The sequence below is a fragment of the Yersinia sp. Marseille-Q5920 genome, assembly GCF_946902935.1.
GTDB classification, from domain to species: domain Bacteria; phylum Pseudomonadota; class Gammaproteobacteria; order Enterobacterales; family Enterobacteriaceae; genus Yersinia; species Yersinia rochesterensis.
Map to the genome: position 1 here is coordinate 19,776 of NZ_CAMPQA010000005.1, position 18,116 is coordinate 37,891.

The following is an 18,116-nucleotide window of genomic DNA, read 5'->3' on the forward strand; positions in this document are numbered from 1 at the left end:
TTGTTTTGTTTTTATTTAAATGTGTTTGTTTTAATTCATTGTTTTTACTGGATAAAAATCCAATAATGCAAATGGTTATTTTATGTCGGCGTTAATTTAAATTTTTATTAAAAAAATATTAAATATGATTATTATGTGTTTTTTCCTGTTTTGTTCTATTTATATAAAGCTAATTAGATAAAAAACGAGAATATTTCCTATATAAAATAATGTCGGTTTATCTGTCTATATTCCCTTTCAGGTGAATGCTATAATCTTGCCATCAACCAGGGAGAGAGATATGAATCACAACGGTTTGCATCGGTTAATGTCGAGAATAAAAGGGCGCCAGATGGCTCTCTTGGTCAGTGCCGTTTTGTTAAGTAGCGTGCTGTTATTAGCGGGCTGTGATGATGAGAGTAAAAATAAGGATGTTGCCGCTCCAGCTGCCCCAGCCACGACACAGACCAGTGAACCGGCAGCCGAAGCAACGGTGAGCAAAATAGACGATGCAAACAAGTTGGCGGAGCTAACAAAACAGCATGCGGGTCAGCCGCTAACTTTACTGGATGCCTCTGAACTACAACTCGATGGTGCCAGTGCCATGGTGCTGACTTTCTCGCAACCATTGGATCCCAAACAAGACTTTTCCTCTCATGTGCATCTGGTTGATACCGTTAGCGGTAAAATCGACGGTGCCTGGGAGTTATCCGACAATCTGATGGAGCTGCGGTTACGTCATCTTAAACCTGAACGTAAATTACTGCTGACCATTGATAGCACTTTGCGAGGGATCGGCGGTACTGAGCTGGGTAAACAACAACAGCAGCAAATAACCACCCGCGATATCAAACCGAGTGTCGGGTTTGCCAGTAAAGGTTCTTTATTGCCGGGTAAATTGGCACAGGGCTTGCCGGTTATGGCGCTCAATGTTGATAGCATTGATGTTAACTTTTTCCGCATTAAGCAAAGCAGCCTGGCTAATTTCCTGGCGAACTGGCAGTACCGCAGCGCGCTGTCGAATTGGGAATCGGACGAATTGTTGAAAATGGCCGATCTAGTCTATAACGGCCGTTTTGACCTCAATCCTACCGCCAATACCCGCGAAAAACTGATGCTTCCATTAGCCGAAATCAAGCCGCTGCAAGAATCCGGTGTTTATTTGGCGGTGATGCAACAAGCCGGGCGTTACAGCTACACCAATGCGGCCACCTTATTTACGCTTAGTGATATGGGTGTTTCGCTGCACAGCTACCATGACCGGATGGATGTCTTTACCCAAGCATTAGCTGGCGGGGCGGCCTTGAAAGGGGTGCAGCTGCAATTGCTGGATGAAAAAGGCCAAGTGCTGGCACAGGTTGAAACTGACGGTCAGGGCCATGCGCAGTTGGAAAAGAATGCTAAGGCGAAATTGCTGCTGGCTTCGCAAAACGGCCAAACCAGCTTGATTGATTTCAATACACCGGCGCTGGATCTGGCCGAGTTTGATATCGCCGGGCCGGAAGGTTTCCAAAAGCAATTTTTTGTTTTTGGCCCGCGAGACCTTTATCGCCCCGGAGAAACGTTAATTGTCAATGGGTTACTGCGTGACGCTGATGGTAAACCCCTGACCACCCAGCCGGTTAAAGTGGATATTCTCAAGCCCGATAACCAAGTGGTGCGCAGCTTTGTTTGGCAGCCGCAAGCCGGTTTGTATCAATATCAATACGCCATTCCGGAAGGCGGCCCCACCGGTGAATGGTCACTGCGCATGAATCTGGGCGATAACCAGCCGCGCCTGTATAAATTTAAAGTCGAAGATTTTCTGCCAGAACGCATGGCATTAGAGATTGCCACGAGTCAAGAACCCATTGCCACCGACAGCGAAGCGAGCTTTGCCATCACTGGCCGCTATCTTTATGGCGCTCCAGCATCCGGTAACCGGTTGCAAGGGCAGTTATTCCTGCGCCCATTGCGGGAAGCGGTGGCATCATTACCCGGTTTTGAATTCGGTTCAGTTATTGAAGAAAATCTCTCGCGCACCTTGGATGAGTTTGATACCACTCTTGACAGTGATGGCCAAGCTGACATCGAAGTCGATAACAGTTGGCAGAATGCGCAATCGCCGCTGAAACTGATTTTACAGGCCAGTTTGCTGGAATCCGGCGGGCGGCCGGTCACACGGCGCGCTGAGCAAGCATTGTGGCCAGCTGATGCGCTGGTGGGGATTCGCCCCTTGTTTAACCAGCAGCAAGTTTATGATTACCGCAGTGACAGCTATAAATCGCAGGCCATGGTTGATCAAGACACCAGCGCTGATTTCGACATTGTTTATGCTAATGCTGACGGTGAAAAACTGGCGGTGAATGGTTTGAAAGTCAAACTGGTGCGTGAGCGCCGCGACTACTATTGGCAGTGGTCAGAAAGTGATGGCTGGCAGTCACTGTATGATAAAAAAGATCTGACACTGGCCGAGCAGTCAGTGAATATTCCCGCCGACGGCAGCGCCAAGGTCAGCTTCCCGGTGGAGTGGGGCGCATATCGGATTGAGGTGAGTCATCCAGATAATGAATTAGTCACTAGCTCCCGTTTCTGGGCGGGGTATAGCTGGCAGGATAATACCGCAGGCAGTGGTGCGGTTCGGCCAGACCAGGTCAAACTGACACTGGATAAACCGGCTTATCGCCCGGGCGAAAAAGTAAAATTACACATTGAAGCCCCGGCTGCCGGTAATGGCTATTTGCTGGTGGAGTCCAGTGACGGCCCATTGTGGTGGCAGGAGGTGACCATTCCGGCTGGCGGCGCTGAGGTTGAAGTGCCGATTAACAAACAGTGGAACCGCCATGATTTGTATCTTAGCGCGACAGTAATTCGCCCTGGTGATAAGTCACAGCAGGCGACCCCCAAACGCGCCATTGGTTTGCTGCATCTGCCGCTGGTGGATGAAACCCGCAAACTGGCGCTCGAGCTGGAATCACCGGAGCGAATTCGCCCGAATCAGACCTTGACGGTCAAGGTGAAAGCTAGCCGCACCGGTGCGCCGTTACCCGAAAAAGTGCAAGTATTGTTGTCGGCGGTTGACAGCGGGATTCTCAATATCACGGATTACGCCACGCCAGATCCCTATGACGCTTTCTTTGGTCGCAAACGCTACAGTGCTGATCAATATGATGTTTATGGGCAATTAATTGAAGGGCAGGGGCGGTTGGCGAGTCTGCGTTTTGGTGGGGATGGGGATGACGAAGATGCGCTTTCCCGTGGTGGTAAAAAGCCCATTACGGAAGTCACTATTGTGGCGCAACAAGCCCAGCCGGTGACATTAAACGCACAGGGTGAGGGCACCATTGAACTGGCTATCCCTGACTTTAACGGTGAGCTGCGCTTGATGGCACAAGCCTGGAGCGAAGAAGATTTCGGTAAAACGGAAGCTAAAGTGGTGGTCGCGGCCCCATTGATCGCCCAACTCGCCACCCCGCGTTTCCTGGCCGGAGGGGATAGTACCCAACTGGCCTTGGATTTGAGCAATTTATCCGGCCAACCTCAAACTTTGTCACTTCAATGGGCCGCCAGCGATTTACTGGCACTCAATGGCGCACAAAACCAAGCTATCTCGCTGGCCAATGGCGAGCGCAAGACGGTGCTGATCCCGGTGCGGGCCTTGAATGGCTTTGGGCAGGGTGATATCGGCCTGACCATCACGGGGATGGTTTTACCGAATGAAAAGCTGCCGGATTACCAGCATCATTGGAAAATTGGAGTGCGGCCCGCGTATCCGGCTCAGACTCGCCATTTCGCCAATGTGTTGCACAGTGGTGATAGCTGGAGTTTACCCGCAGAGGCTACCGCAGGGCTGGCCGCTGAAACTCTACAAGGGAAATTGCTGATAACCAGCCGGCCGCCACTGAATTTAGCGCGTTATATCAGTGAGTTATATGCCTATCCTTATGGCTGTCTGGAACAAACCGTCAGCGGGTTATATCCCTCTTTGTACAGCAATCATGCTCAATTGACGGCGCTGGGTATCAAGGCCGACAGTGATGAAAAACGGCGCAAAAGCATTGATGTCGGTATCGAGCATTTGCTCAGTATGCAGCGCTATAACGGCGGTTTCGGCTTATGGAGCAATAATAGCCCAGAAGAATTTTGGCTGACGGCTTATGCCACTGATTTCCTCTATCGCGCCAGCCAGCAAGGGTACAGTGTGCCAGTAGCGGCGCTCACTGCGGCGAATAATCGTTTGCAGCGCTATTTACAAGACCCGAGCCAAATTGAAATTCGCTACAGCGAACAAACTAAACATACCCGTTTTGCGGTGCAGGCCTACGCGGGCTTGGTGTTGGCACAGCAGCAGCAAGCTTCATTGGGCGCTTTGCGCCAATTGTATAGCCGCAGCAATGATGCGCACTCCGGTTTGCCGTTGGTGCAACTGGGCGTGGCGCTGAAATTGATGGGGGATATGCCACGAGCTAAAGAGGCCATTACCCAAGGGCTGAACACCAGCCGCAGTGATAAAGATTATTGGCTGGAAGATTACGGCAGTTCGCTGCGCGATGATGCGCTGATTTTAGCCCTGTTAACTGATAACAATTTACTGCCGGAAGCGCGTGATACCCGGCTGTTGGCACTGTCTGATGCGCTGACCAGCCGCAACTATCTGTCCACGCAGGAGAGCAATGCGGTATTCCTTGCGGGCCGCACATTGATGAGTGGGGCAGAAACGCCGTGGCAGGTGGCGATAGCTCCACAGGTTGAGCCGATCGAACAGGTAGCAACATTGACGCAAAGCACGGCATTGAACCAAAACTGGTCGGCGCAACAGCTGGCGAGCGGAATGCAATTACAAAACCGTGGCGATGTTGCTTTGTATAGCCGTGTGGATATCGTGGGATACCCGCAGCAAACGCCTGCGCCATTTAGCAATAATTTACATATCACCCGCAGTTATATGGGGCTTGATGGCCAGCCGCTGCGCTTATCACAGTTGAAAAGTGGCGAGTTAGTTTTGGTGCATTTAGATGTCTGGGCCGATAAACGGGTGCCAGATGCGCTGGTGGTCGATTTGCTGCCCGCCGGTTTGGAATTGGAAAACCAAAACTTGGGCGACAGCAGTGCCAGTCTGGGGGATAGCGCCAGCAGTGTGACGGAGTTGATGCAAGATATGCAGCAGTCGGATATCAAACATCAGGAATTTCGCGATGACCGCTATGTTGCCGCAGTCAATGTCGATGGATACCGCCACACCACCTTGCTATACCTGGCGCGCGCGGTAACACCGGGAGTCTATCAAGTGCCTGCGCCACAGGTGGAATCTATGTATGTTCCGGACTGGCGAGCACTGGGTAGCACGGTGTCGCAGCTCGAAATAGTGAAGTAAACACTTACTCCCCTTTTGCGGTACCGGTAAAAGGGGAGCGAAATAGTCTTGATGCTAAAAATAGGCTTTTCCCGTCATCGCCGTAAACTTTGGCTGCTGGCGCTTATCGTTTTACTGTTTCCGGCCCTATTGTGGTTGGCGGATAAACGCTGGCCGCTTCCGCTGACCGAAGTACAGATCGCGCGAGTGGTCACCGCCGAAGATGGCACGCCGTTATGGCGCTTTGCCGATGCTGATGGTGTGTGGCGCTATCCGGTGGCACTGCCACAGGTTTCTCCTTATTATCTGCAAGCGCTGCTGACCTTTGAAGACCGCTGGTTTTATTCTCATCCTGGTGTGAACCCATTGGCGCTGGCCCGCGCCGCCTGGCAGGATTTGCGGGCGGGTAAGATTCTTTCTGGCGGCAGCACCGTATCTATGCAAGTTGCCCGCTTAATCGACCCACATCCCCGCACGTTAGCCGGTAAACTGCGCCAAGTCTGGCGAACGTTTCAGTTGGAATGGCACTTTTCTAAAGACCAAATTCTCGAAATTTACCTTAATCGCGCCCCTTTCGGCGGCACATTGCAAGGGATTGGCGCGGCCAGTTGGACATATCTGGGCAAACCGCCCTCTGAATTAACTCCCGCAGAAGCGGCATTATTGGCCGCGTTGCCGCAAGCACCGAGCCGTTTGCGCCCGGATCGCTATCCGCTGCGGGCTAAAGCTGCACGCGATAAAGTGCTAAGTAGACTGGCGGATTACCAGGTGTGGCCGGCGAAGCAAGTGGCTGATATAAAACAAGAAGATATTTGGCTGGCTCCACGTCAGGTGCCGCAATTAGCGCCATTATTGGCTCGGCGCTTGACGACGGGCAATCAGCGGGAAGTGATTCAAACTACAGTGGATGCCGGGTTACAGCGGCAATTGGAAGATATGGCCGCAGGTTGGCGTCATCAACTTCCCGAGAAAACGTCATTGGGATTGCTGGTGGTGGAGCACAGCGGCATGAAAGTGCGTGCTTACCTCGGCTCGGTCGATTTTCAAGACGACCGCCGCTTCGGCCATGTGGATATGGTCAGCGCCTGGCGCTCGCCGGGGTCAACATTGAAGCCATTTCTCTACGCGATGGCCTTGGATGATGGCCTGATCCATGCAGAATCACTGCTGCAAGATGTGCCGCGCCGTTTTGGTGATTATCGGCCCGGCAATTTTGATACCGGATTCCACGGCCCGGTCAGTGCCAGCGAGGCATTGGTGCGTTCATTAAATCTACCGGCGGTGCAATTACTGGAAGCCTATGGCCCGAAACGTTTTACCGCTAATTTGCGTAATGGCGGTTTGAACTTACGTTTTCCTCTTCACAGTGAACCCAGTTTGGCGGTGATTTTGGGAGGAACAGGGTCACGGCTGGATCAGTTGGTCGCGGCATACAGTGCTTTTGCGCGCGGCGGAATGGCGGCCAGTTTGCGGTTCGAACCCCAACAGCAGGTGCAGGAGCGGCGGTTATTTTCGCCAGGCGCTGCATGGATTACCCGGCGAATCATGGCGGGGGAAGCCCGGCCATTACCGGATGATATTTTACCGGCCACTGTGCCGCTGGCATGGAAAACCGGCACCAGCTATGGTTATCGTGATGCTTGGGCGATAGGTATTAACGCGCGTTATACCATTGGCGTGTGGGTTGGTCGGCCAGATGGTACACCGGTCGCCGGGCAGTTTGGTTATGCCACTGCCATTCCTATTCTTAATCAGGTCAATAACTTACTGATGACGGGATTACAGCAAAATGGCCGCCAGTTGCCTCTTGATCCCCGCCCATCTTCTGTTAGCCGCGAAGAAATTTGCTGGCCGGGTGGGCAACCGCTTGCTGCGGGTGATAGTAACTGCCGACAGCGGCGGCAAAGCTGGGTTCTTGACGGCACTTTGCCCCCAACCCTGGCTGCACCTGGTCAGGAAAATATGCAGGGTAGCCAACTCCGTGTGTGGTTAAATCTTCAAGGCAAACGAGTTGCGGCAGATTGCCCGGGCGCTAACCCAGCCCTGTTAACTCTCTGGCCACTACCGCTTGAACCCTGGCTACCGCTGGCAGAGCGCCGTAGCCAAAGACTCCCCGCAGCCAGCAGTGAATGCCCGCCACAAGGTGATATTGAGGCGGCACCCTTGTTGGTTTTAGGTATCCGTGACGGTGCCGTTGTGAAGCGATTGCCGGGCCGAAATCGTCTCGACCTCCGCTTAGCAGCACAAGGTGGGCGTGGACAAAGATGGTGGTTCCTCAATGGGGAGCAGGTGGCGGTGACTGAGAATAATCAGTCGTGGATACAAACATTAACAACACCGGGCCGTTATCAGCTTAATATATTGGATGAAAGTGGGCAGGTGAGTAATTTGGTATTTAAATTAAATTAGCGATTATGCTTATGATTTTAAATGATAGTCTATTTTTTCTATTTCACTAAAATAATATGCTTGTAATAAAAATCATATTAATGACCTTCTTTATTTTAATGTAATATGTTCGAGGTTATTTTTATATGATTTCCTTTAATTTCAGGTTAATTATGCGCTTAATTTTGTTAAGAACTTTACTATAATAAAATAATGTAATTTCATTATAATTAATAAAATATTGGAGGATGTATGATAAGAAATAAAATTCCATTCATATTGTTTTCGTTAGTTTCAATGTTAAGTTTTGATGTGTTTTCTAATGACCCTAAAGTTTGTTTTTTCGTTGATGAAAATTATAAGGGGGAATCTCTTTGTACTACAGAGGGTAATGCTATTAATGATATACCTCTTAAGTGGAATGATCGGATATCGTCAATTTCTGTTCCTCGTGGGTTAGTGGTTTCTATTTTTAAAGATATCAACTTTTCTGGCAGAACATTAACATTGAAAGATAGTGTGGATTCATTGTCATCCCTGCGCTGGGCAGATTTAAATGACAACATTAGTTCTTTTAAGGTCAGAAGCGCCGCGTGTTTTTATGAACTTGATGCGTTTGCTGGTGACTCGTTTTGTTTGTCCGGTAATGAGAGTTTAGACCTTTATCATGACAGTGATCCTGCGGATCGTAAATATCATATCGTCAATACATTTAATGATAGAATTAGTTCTATAAAGCTACCGCCAGATACTCAAGTGACTCTTTATGAAGATGATAATTACAGCGGGAAATATTATGTAATAATGAATGATTTTTCTGCTGGCGATTTAGAAGCAATTGGTATGAATAAAAATATAACCAGCATGAAGGTTTCTCAACAGGAGTATTTTACTTGTGATCAATATTGTATTGTGAAAAAATCTATTTATATTCCTATAGGGTATGAATTTGGAAAATATTGGATAGATGACAGAATTAAATATAAAGATGTATTAATTAGTTTCAATATTAGTGGGGAAGATAATTATGCCATTAAACTTTTTGATGGCGACATTATCAAGGTTATGGGGTTGGTGATATTGTTGCTGCATAAGAATCACCAAGAAAATAGTTATATATTTGAATTAGATGAACTTAGTGATACATTATCATTTCTATTTAGGTTTAATGGTGGTTATTCTGAAGTTCAGTTTATTGAGTCTGTGGGGAGTCAAGCAGTATATATATCACCTTTGGTTGGTTCTTTATTTGATGTTGAATTTGCTAATATAAGATTATTTGTTGAGAATTATAATAACAAATATTATGATCATAAAAGTAAGCCTCTGATTATTAATAAAGTCGTCCTGGCAGCAGAGAAGATGTCATCTCGACAGGTACGAAGCTTTATTGGAAATGCTGCCTGTTGGTTTATACCCATCATTAGTATTTATAACTATGTTATCCAAGGTAACTGCAATCAAGCCGACAGGTTTATAAATAATACTGTTGCTTTCTTTGCTAATAACGACAATAAAATATTACAAATATCTGGTTCTGCAAAGCCGTTGCCGAAAAAAAACACTAATAACACTATGGAGTTTGAAACGAGTATTACAGATATTTCTTCTGACATTGAGGCAACATTAACACATATAAATGTTGATATGTGGAGCAAAGCATTAACCATACCGGCGACTGCATTAGCCTGCAAGGTGCCGATGAAAGAACAATTATTGCCTAATTTACGTATTCGGCGTGATCTAACCCCGAATTGTGTTGATTGGACATTAAGTATTTTGACTGATTTCACTTTGCTATTTGGTGACAGTGTAGATCATTGGAATGCTGAAAATTTTGGTCGTGTCATTGAACACATTATTAAAGAGGGAAATATCGATGATACGCAGACGAATGGCCTGGTGGAAACGCGGTTGATTGAAAGTGTTCAGGCACATCTGGCTGAAAATGCGGCGGGTTTTTTACACATCAAAACGGCATTTGATTTCTCACAGCTTAGTTATGCCAATTATTTGCGCCAGCATGACGCTGATAATAGCGCCCACTCACCGGCGGTAGCACAGGAGTTATCCTTGGGTCGTTATGAATTAGCGCTGCCAAATTTTCAATTTACCGTGACCCCGCCCCGTATACGTCGAGGGGGGAATTGGGTAGAAGATTCCGAATTAAATTTTGATATAGAGGTGATTAGTGGGACTACGGACAACACACTGGCAGCCAGGCTAAATATTATACCAGTGATTAACCAATGGCGAAAAGTGTATCACCAAGCTAAACAACCCTCTCTGACGGTGCCTGCATCAGGTGAAAATATGGATGATCCGGTTAGCAAGGATGATAAGGTTTTGACTGATACTGGTGCTAGCAGTAGTGCCGGTAGGAGGGGGATTAATGATGCGGTCACGACTGGTGATGGAGTGATTGAGGCAGCGCGTATTGTTAGTGATGTTGCGCAAAGTTGGTTGCGAACCAGCAGTGATGACTATATTTATGTGGTAGTCCGCCTTTCCGGGCAGATAATTAGCATCACAATGGCTATTGATATCAATGAGTTTGATGTTGGTATTTCAGGTTCACTGACTCACCCTGATTATGTATTACACCCAGAAGTAGAGGGCACAATAAGAGGGGCAGGAACTGCAGCGATCAAGGCCTTGGCTGATCATTTGAGTAAAAAAGGCAAACGAGCGCTAGTATCCGACGTTATCAGTAAGCCTTCGGCCATTGTCAAAAAGAAAGTGGGATTTAAGTTTATTGATGAGCTCTGACCCCAAATTCACCTGTGCTGCCAGGGAGTTGCCTTTTAATAGGGGGCAGTGATAAAACAGGTTTGTATCTAAAATGTGAGTTGTGCATAAAAATGAGTAATTAAGATAAAATTTTTTTAATGAAATGTTGTAATTCCCGTAGGCAAGTGTGAGGCGCGCACATATAATCGGCGGCCACTGTACAAAGGACGGCATAATTTTGTCGTAAAGGAACTGTCCACCAGCCAAGTTTAAGTGTTTATTTATGATACTTATCGGGGCGTGTTCCGAGTCCGGTTAATATTAAAAATCCAATAGAGGTTATCATGGCTTTAGAACGTACTTTCTCCATTATCAAACCCAATGCTGTTGCCAATAATGACATCGGTGCCATCTATGCGCGTTTTGAAAGTGCTGGTTTCAAAATCATTGCTGCAAAAATGCTGCACCTGACCAAAGAACAAGCGGAAGGTTTTTACGCTGAACATAAAGGCCGCCCATTCTTCGATGGCTTGGTTGAGTTTATGACCTCTGGCCCAATCATGGTTCAGGTTTTGGAAGGTGAAAATGCCGTTCAGCGCCACCGTGATATTATGGGCGCAACTAACCCGGATAACGCGCTGGCGGGTACTCTGCGTGCTGATTTTGCTGATAGTTTCACTGCTAATGCCGTACACGGTTCTGATGCGGTTGAATCAGCTCAGCGGGAAATTGCTTATTTCTTTGCTGCGAATGAAATTTTTCCTCGCAGCTAATTAATTGATTAGATGTAGAAATGGCCACTATTTAATCAACTGAAACAATAAAGTTGCTTGTGCGCCTTTCCAATCATGGAATCCCTGCTTTAAAATTCGTACAATGCCGCGCCCCGGTGGAGACAACTCCGCTGGGGCGTTCTATTATTTATTCATCTATTTATTCATCGCCGTTTCGAAAGCCGTACCCGGTTTAAAGCGCAGCGCCGTAAAGTGTAATAACGAGGCCACGACAACTCATGTCTGAACAATTATTAACTGCATCAACGCCAATTGATGCTGCCCCTCAGCCTGACAACGCGGTTGCCACCGCAGCATCAGCCACCAGCAAAATCAATCTGCTGGATTTAAATCGTCAGCAAATGCGCGAGTTTTTTGCCGAGATGGGCGAGAAGCCTTTCCGTGCCGACCAGGTCATGAAGTGGATGTATCACTATTGCTACGACGATTTCGAGCAAATGACCGACATTAATAAAGTGCTGCGCGCCAAGTTACAGCGCGTGGCCGAAATCCGCGCACCTGAAGTGGCGGAAGAACAGCGCTCAACCGACGGCACCATTAAATGGGCCATCAAAGTTGGCGATCAGCAAGTCGAGACGGTGTACATCCCTGAAGGGGACCGCGCGACCTTGTGCGTGTCATCACAGGTGGGTTGTGCTTTAGAATGTAAATTCTGCTCAACGGCACAGCAAGGTTTTAACCGTAACTTGCGGGTGTCTGAAATCATCGGCCAGGTATGGCGTGCGGCCAAGATTATTGGTGCAGTAAAGGCAACCGGTAACCGCCCTATTACTAACGTGGTGATGATGGGGATGGGCGAACCCTTATTGAACCTGAATAACGTGGTACCGGCCATGGATATCATGATGGACGATTTTGGTTTCGGTTTATCCAAACGTCGAGTGACATTATCCACTTCCGGTGTGGTTCCGGCGCTGGATAAATTGGGTGATATGATTGATGTGGCTTTGGCCATCTCGCTGCATGCCCCTACAGACGATATCCGCGATGAAATTGTGCCTATCAACCGTAAATACAATATTGAAACTTTTCTGGCCGCCGTTCGCCGCTATTTAGCGAAATCGAATGCCAATGGTGGGCGGGTTACGGTTGAATACGTTATGCTGGATCACATCAATGACAGCACCGAGCAAGCTCATCAGCTAGCTGAATGTTTGAAAGATACGCCGTGTAAGATTAACTTGATCCCATGGAACCCGTTCCCAGGGGCACCTTATGGCCGTAGCTCGAACAGCCGGGTGGATCGTTTCTCTAAGGTATTGATGGAATACGGGTTTACGACAATAGTTCGTAAGACGCGTGGTGATGATATCGATGCGGCATGTGGTCAATTGGCCGGTGAAGTCATTGACCGTACCAAGCGCACTTTGAAAAAGAAAATGGCGGGTGAACCTATCGCCATTAAAACAGTCTGATTCATAATGCTAATTGTTTGTGTATAACTATTTGTTATTCAACTTATAATTCGTTGAGTGCTCTATACCCAGAGAGTTTAAAATTGCAGTGGTCAGGTAGACGTGAACTCCATGGATGGGCCGCATCATGAGAGCCGCTAACACATCAGCAATTTGAAAGATGACGGGTATCTTCACATATAAGGATAATTGAGAAAGCATGAAGCTGATAAAACTGTGGAGAGTTTGCCTGATAGCGGGCGCATTGGTGGCAGGCTGTTCTGGTTCATCGCCGGAAAAAGTGAGCCAACCCGCCGCAGGGCAGACTCGTTTGCAACTGGGTTTAGAGTATCTGGCGCAAGGTGATCTTAATGCTGCGCGGCAGAACCTTGAGAAGGCTGTAGCGGCAGATCCACAGGATTATCGTGCTCAATTAGGTATGGCTTTTTATGAGCAACGCATCGGTGAAAACAGCGCCGCAGAGCAGCGTTATCAACAAGCAATGAAACTGGCACCGGGAAATGGCACTGTACTGAATAATTACGGTGCGTTTCTGTGTAGTTTAGGGCAGTATGTACCGGCCCAACAACAGTTTAGCGCAGCGGTGCTGTCGCCTGATTACGGTCAGGTTGCAGATAGTCTGGAAAACGCGGGATATTGCTTTTTACGGGCGAATCAAAATGACCAGGCTCGGGTATTGTTGAGCCGGGCATTGAAGTATGATCCGGATAAAGGTGAGCCGTTGCTCACAGAAGCTGAAAGGCATTTTGGAGAAGGAAATCGCGCTCAGGCGCAATTATTACTGGATGTTTATCAACATATCCTTCCAGCCAGTGCTGAAAGTTTATGGTTACAAATTCGTTTCGCCGCGCTAGCAGGCCGTCAAGATAGTGTTCAACGCTATGGCAAGCAGCTTGCGCGAAGTTTTCCACAATCCAAACAGTACCAGCATTTTCTAGCTAATGAATACTGAAGCCTCCCAAGATCAAACTGTTCCAGAGACGACAGGTGTGCGCCTGCGTCAAGCCCGTGAAGCACTAGGGCTAACTCAGCAGATGGTTGCAGAACGTCTGTGTCTGAAAGTATCCACAATCCGTGATATTGAGGAGGATAAAGCACAAGCTAATCTCGCCTCGACATTCCACCGTGGTTACATTCGTTCTTACGCTAAACTGGTTCACCTTCCTGAAGATGAACTATTACCAATGTTGGAAAAACAAGCACCGATCAGAGCGGAAAAAGTGGCTCCGATGCAAAGTTTCTCATTGGGTAAAAAGCATAAAAAACGTGATAGCTGGTTGATGAGTTTCACCTGGCTTATTGTGTTGGTTGTGCTCGGCCTAACGGGAGCATGGTGGTGGCAAAATCATCAGGCGCAGCAAGCAGAAATAGTCAGTATGGCTGATCAATCCTCTGCTCAGTTGTCGCAAAATGACGGTCAATCTGTGTCGCTCACTGATGATAATAGCGAACCTGCGACCTCAGCAGAGACTCAAGCTCCGGTCGCAAATAGCCAACCATCTACTCCAATAGAAAACGGTACTGCACCAGCGACGAACAGTGCAGCACCGGCAGATACGGTGAATAACCGTGTTGCCACAATTGATCCCCAAGGAACGGCCTCAGCGGAGCCTGCGGTCGTTTCACCCAGCCAGGCACCTATGCCTGATGTCCCTACCGCGCAATCACCATTACCTACAGCAGATGCTGGGGTAACGAGTGCTGCCTCATCTGTCGGCTCATTGGTCATGAATTTCACCGCTGACTGCTGGCTACAGGTAGTTGATGCGAGCGGAAAGACATTATTTAGCGGTATCCAAAAAGGAGGCGCGACCCTCAATCTATCAGGAAAATCGCCCTATAAACTGACCATTGGTGCACCGAGTGCATTGACGATTATGTATCAGGGTAATCCAGTAGATTTGAGCAAGTACATTAAGGCTAATCGCGTAGCCCGCCTGACTGTCGGTGTAGAGTAATATTGTGTTTTTGACAAACAACTTTGTGGTTCTAACAAACTGCCATTGTCTTGAGAGAGAACGTCTTGAGAAAGATCGTGGTTTTGGAAGACCACTTAGTTGCGAAAACTACACGACTGTAAAGGAGAGTGTGTAATGCATAATGAATCCCCCATTATCCGCCGTAAATCGACTCGGATTTACGTCGGTAAAGTACCCATTGGTGATGGTGCACCGATTGCTGTGCAATCAATGACCAATACCAAGACTACTGATGTTGATGCAACTGTTGCTCAAATAAAGGCATTAGAGCGTGTTGGCGTAGATATCGTGCGAGTCTCAGTACCGACGATGGATGCGGCTGAGGCGTTTAAGTTAATCAAACAGCAGTCAAATGTGCCGCTGGTTGCTGATATCCATTTCGATTACCGTATTGCGCTGAAAGTCGCTGAATACGGTGTTGATTGTTTGCGAATTAACCCCGGTAACATTGGTAACGAATCCCGTATTCGGGAAGTGGTTGCTAGTGCCCGTGACCACAATATTCCTATCCGTATTGGTATCAATGGCGGATCGCTGGAAAAAGATATTCAGGAAAAATATGGTGAACCTACGCCAGAAGCCCTGCTTGAATCAGCGATGCGGCATGTTGATATTCTTGATCGCCTCAATTTTGATCAGTTTAAAGTCAGCGTAAAAGCCTCCGATGTTTTCCTGGCGGTAAATTCCTACCGTTTGTTGGCCAAGCAAATTAATAATCCTTTGCATTTAGGGATAACTGAAGCGGGTGGTGCGCGCAGTGGCTCGGTAAAATCGGCTATTGGGTTGGGCTTGTTGCTGTCAGAAGGCATTGGCGACACTTTGCGTATCTCGTTGGCTGCCGATCCGGTCGAAGAAGTCAAAGTTGGCTTTGATATCCTGAAATCACTGCGGATCCGTTCTCGTGGGATTAACTTTATCGCCTGCCCAACCTGTTCCCGCCAAGAGTTTGATGTTATCGGTACGGTAAATGCGCTGGAGCAGCGGTTAGAAGATCTGATTACCCCAATGGATGTTTCTATTATTGGTTGCGTGGTCAATGGGCCGGGCGAAGCATTGGTGTCGACTATCGGTGTGACGGGTGCACATAATAAGAGTGGTTTCTACGAAGATGGTGTTCGTCAGAAAGAACGTTTTGATAACGAAAAGATGATTGACCAGTTAGAAGCGAAAATTCGTGCAAAGGCATCGATGCTTGATGCGAATAACCGTATAGTTATCAATATGCTGGATGATAAATAAGTATCTCGGGTTATTTGTCATCGATGAATACAAAAAAGCGGGCGTGGCCCGCTTTATATTGAGCCTGTAGAGCTATACCCTAAATAATTCGAGTTGCAGGAAGGCGGCAAGCGAGGGAATCTCGATGAGCTTACATCAGTAAGTGATTCGGGTGATTAAACGTAGCCAACGCATATGTAGCTTGAAGTATGACGGGTATAACAAACTGTCGCCATTGAATATGTGGGTGGCAAGCCTCTATAATCGGCTTTATTTTTTGCACTATGCCCAATGTCATTGGCGTTGCTGCCGACACCGCTGCAACATCAAGTAGACCGGACATAAAACTACAGAGAACAGACGTGGCAAAGAACATTCAAGCCATCCGTGGTATGAACGATTACCTGCCAGCCGATACGGCGATATGGCAGCGTATTGAAAGCATTTTAAAACAAGTGCTGGCGGGCTACGGTTATAGCGAAATCCGCATGCCGATTGTAGAGCAGACCCCGTTATTCAAGCGCGCTATCGGTGAAGTTACCGACGTGGTTGAGAAAGAGATGTATACCTTTGACGATCGCAATGGCGAAAGTCTGACACTGCGCCCGGAAGGCACCGCAGGGTGCGTGCGCGCAGGCATTGAACATGGTCTGCTGTACAATCAAGAACAGCGTCTGTGGTATATCGGCCCGATGTTCCGCTATGAGCGTCCACAAAAAGGGCGCTACCGTCAGTTTCATCAGTTGGGCGCAGAGGTCTTTGGTCTACAAGGGCCTGATATTGATGCAGAATTGATTCTACTAACTGCCCGCTGGTGGCGTGCGTTGGGGATTTCAGAGCATGTACAGCTTGAATTGAACTCTATTGGTTCATTGGATGCGCGCGCAGATTACCGCGAAGCATTGGTCACTTTCTTGGAACAACATGTTGACGTGCTGGACGAAGATTGTAAGCGCCGCATGTACAGCAACCCATTACGGGTGTTGGATTCCAAAAATCCGGATGTTCAGCTGTTACTTAATGACGCGCCTAAACTGTCTGATTATCTGGATGAAGAATCCAAACAACATTTTGCGGGCTTGTGTGAACTTTTAGACCAGGCCAGTATCCCATATACCGTCAATGAGCGTTTAGTCCGTGGTTTGGATTATTACAACCGCACGGTATTTGAGTGGGTAACCAACAGTTTGGGCGCACAAGGTACAGTTTGTGCCGGTGGGCGCTATGACGGCTTGGTAGAGCAACTGGGTGGTCGTGCAACACCTGCTGTTGGTTTTGCTATGGGGCTTGAACGTTTAGTCCTGTTGGTACAGGCAGTTAATCCTGACTTCCAAGTGCCAGCGACAATTGATGTGTATCTCATTTCATCGGGTGAGGGGGCACAAAGTGCTGCTATGCAACTTGCTGAGCGCCTGCGTGATGATTTGCCAACGCTAAAGTTGATGACTAACTACGGCGGCGGTAATTTCAAAAAACAAATTACCCGCGCTGATAAATGGGGTGCCCGCGTCGCATTAATACTTGGTGAAAGCGAAGTGGCTGCACAGCAAGTGGTCGTAAAAGATTTGCGAACGGGTGAACAAGAAACGCTGGCGCAAGCGGATGTTGCTGCGCGTCTGGCTTTGATGTTGGTTTAAGGAGAGAGACACCGTGGAAGTCTATACCACTGATAATGACCAGGTTGATGCAGTACGCCGTTTCTTTAGTGAGAATGGTAAAGCGCTAGCCGTGGGTGTGGTGCTCGGGATTGGTGCATTAGTGGGTTGGCGTTACTGGCAGAGTCATCAGAACACTGTCTTGACGGAAGCCTCCTCTGCCTATCAGCAAGCCAGTGATGCTTTATCAGCCAATAGTGCTGATGGTGTTGCTCTTGCTGAAAAATTTGTTCAGGGCAATAAAAATAACTACGGCGTATTGGCCGGGTTAGAACTGGCTCACCATTTTGTTGAGCAAAACGAGTTTGATAAAGCGGCACAGCAACTTACCCAAGCATTGGGCCAGACAAAAGATGAAAATCTGTTGTCGCTGATTAATCTGCGTCTTGCTCGTTTGCAACTGCAATTGAAAAAACCAGATGAAGCATTGAAAACTCTGGATGCAGTGCAAGGTGATGGCTGGACTGCGATGGCGCAAGATGTTCGTGGCGATGCATTATTAAGCAAAGGTGATACCGCAGGTGCACGGGCAGCTTACAGTAAAGGCGTCGAATCAAATGCTTCTCAGGCGCTGCAAGCTTTGCTGCGCATGAAATTGAATAATTTGTCCAGCTAAGGGGTATTCC

10 protein-coding genes are annotated in these 18,116 nt (G+C 47.8%); all 10 read left to right on the top strand.

Annotated features, from left to right (window positions below; all coding sequences use genetic code 11):
• Positions 1 to 280 precede the first annotated feature (280 nt).
• The 10 genes from OVO64_RS08525 to OVO64_RS08570 all read left to right on the top strand — a co-directional run bounded on the left by OVO64_RS08525 (position 281) and on the right by OVO64_RS08570 (position 18,106).
• Positions 281 to 5,332, top strand: a complete 5,052-nt coding sequence (locus OVO64_RS08525) for an alpha-2-macroglobulin family protein (RefSeq protein WP_267248716.1) — start codon at positions 281 to 283, stop codon at positions 5,330 to 5,332.
• 51 nt (positions 5,333 to 5,383) lie between these two features.
• Complete coding sequence (gene pbpC, locus OVO64_RS08530; protein WP_186377437.1) at positions 5,384 to 7,720, top strand: peptidoglycan glycosyltransferase PbpC; 2,337 nt, start codon at positions 5,384 to 5,386, stop codon at positions 7,718 to 7,720.
• 231 nt (positions 7,721 to 7,951) lie between these two features.
• The gene (locus OVO64_RS08535) at positions 7,952 to 10,468 is read left to right on the top strand and encodes a peptidase inhibitor family I36 protein (RefSeq protein ID WP_186379528.1); all 2,517 of its coding nucleotides are present in this window, start codon (positions 7,952 to 7,954) and stop codon (positions 10,466 to 10,468) included.
• Between the two features lie 305 nt (positions 10,469 to 10,773).
• Complete coding sequence (gene ndk / locus OVO64_RS08540; RefSeq protein ID WP_038635451.1) at positions 10,774 to 11,202, top strand: nucleoside-diphosphate kinase; 429 nt, start codon at positions 10,774 to 10,776, stop codon at positions 11,200 to 11,202.
• A 239-nt stretch (positions 11,203 to 11,441) separates the two neighbouring features.
• Positions 11,442 to 12,638: a bifunctional tRNA (adenosine(37)-C2)-methyltransferase TrmG/ribosomal RNA large subunit methyltransferase RlmN gene (locus OVO64_RS08545; protein WP_038635448.1), complete on the top strand. Its 1,197-nt coding sequence runs from the start codon at positions 11,442 to 11,444 to the stop codon at positions 12,636 to 12,638.
• A gap of 199 nt (positions 12,639 to 12,837) precedes the next feature.
• Positions 12,838 to 13,590, top strand: a complete 753-nt coding sequence (pilW, locus tag OVO64_RS08550; RefSeq protein WP_145509817.1) for a type IV pilus biogenesis/stability protein PilW — start codon at positions 12,838 to 12,840, stop codon at positions 13,588 to 13,590.
• Positions 13,580 to 14,596, top strand: coding sequence for a cytoskeleton protein RodZ (rodZ, locus tag OVO64_RS08555; protein WP_038635443.1), 1,017 nt, complete (start codon positions 13,580 to 13,582; stop codon positions 14,594 to 14,596). Before pilW ends, rodZ begins: the two co-directional genes overlap by 11 nt.
• A 135-nt stretch (positions 14,597 to 14,731) precedes the next feature.
• On the top strand, positions 14,732 to 15,856 hold the full coding sequence (gene ispG, locus OVO64_RS08560) for a flavodoxin-dependent (E)-4-hydroxy-3-methylbut-2-enyl-diphosphate synthase (RefSeq protein WP_038635441.1): 1,125 nt from the start codon (positions 14,732 to 14,734) through the stop codon (positions 15,854 to 15,856).
• A 341-nt stretch (positions 15,857 to 16,197) separates the two neighbouring features.
• Positions 16,198 to 17,472, top strand: a complete 1,275-nt coding sequence (hisS, locus tag OVO64_RS08565) for a histidine--tRNA ligase (protein ID WP_038635437.1) — start codon at positions 16,198 to 16,200, stop codon at positions 17,470 to 17,472.
• Between the two features lie 13 nt (positions 17,473 to 17,485).
• Positions 17,486 to 18,106: a YfgM family protein gene (locus OVO64_RS08570; RefSeq protein ID WP_038635435.1), complete on the top strand. Its 621-nt coding sequence runs from the start codon at positions 17,486 to 17,488 to the stop codon at positions 18,104 to 18,106.
• Positions 18,107 to 18,116: the final 10 nt, after the last annotated feature.

Bases quoted from the DNA above. Each gene is read 5' to 3' on its own strand.
- OVO64_RS08525 (WP_267248716.1), top strand. From the start codon at position 281: ATGAATCACAACGGTTTGCATCGGTTAATGTCGAGAATAAAAGGGCGC.
- pbpC (WP_186377437.1), top strand. From the start codon at position 5,384: ATGCTAAAAATAGGCTTTTCCCGTCATCGCCGTAAACTTTGGCTGCTG.
- OVO64_RS08535 (WP_186379528.1), top strand. From the start codon at position 7,952: ATGATAAGAAATAAAATTCCATTCATATTGTTTTCGTTAGTTTCAATG.
- ndk (WP_038635451.1), top strand. From the start codon at position 10,774: ATGGCTTTAGAACGTACTTTCTCCATTATCAAACCCAATGCTGTTGCC.
- OVO64_RS08545 (WP_038635448.1), top strand. From the start codon at position 11,442: ATGTCTGAACAATTATTAACTGCATCAACGCCAATTGATGCTGCCCCT.
- pilW (WP_145509817.1), top strand. From the start codon at position 12,838: ATGAAGCTGATAAAACTGTGGAGAGTTTGCCTGATAGCGGGCGCATTG.
- rodZ (WP_038635443.1), top strand. From the start codon at position 13,580: ATGAATACTGAAGCCTCCCAAGATCAAACTGTTCCAGAGACGACAGGT.
- ispG (WP_038635441.1), top strand. From the start codon at position 14,732: ATGCATAATGAATCCCCCATTATCCGCCGTAAATCGACTCGGATTTAC.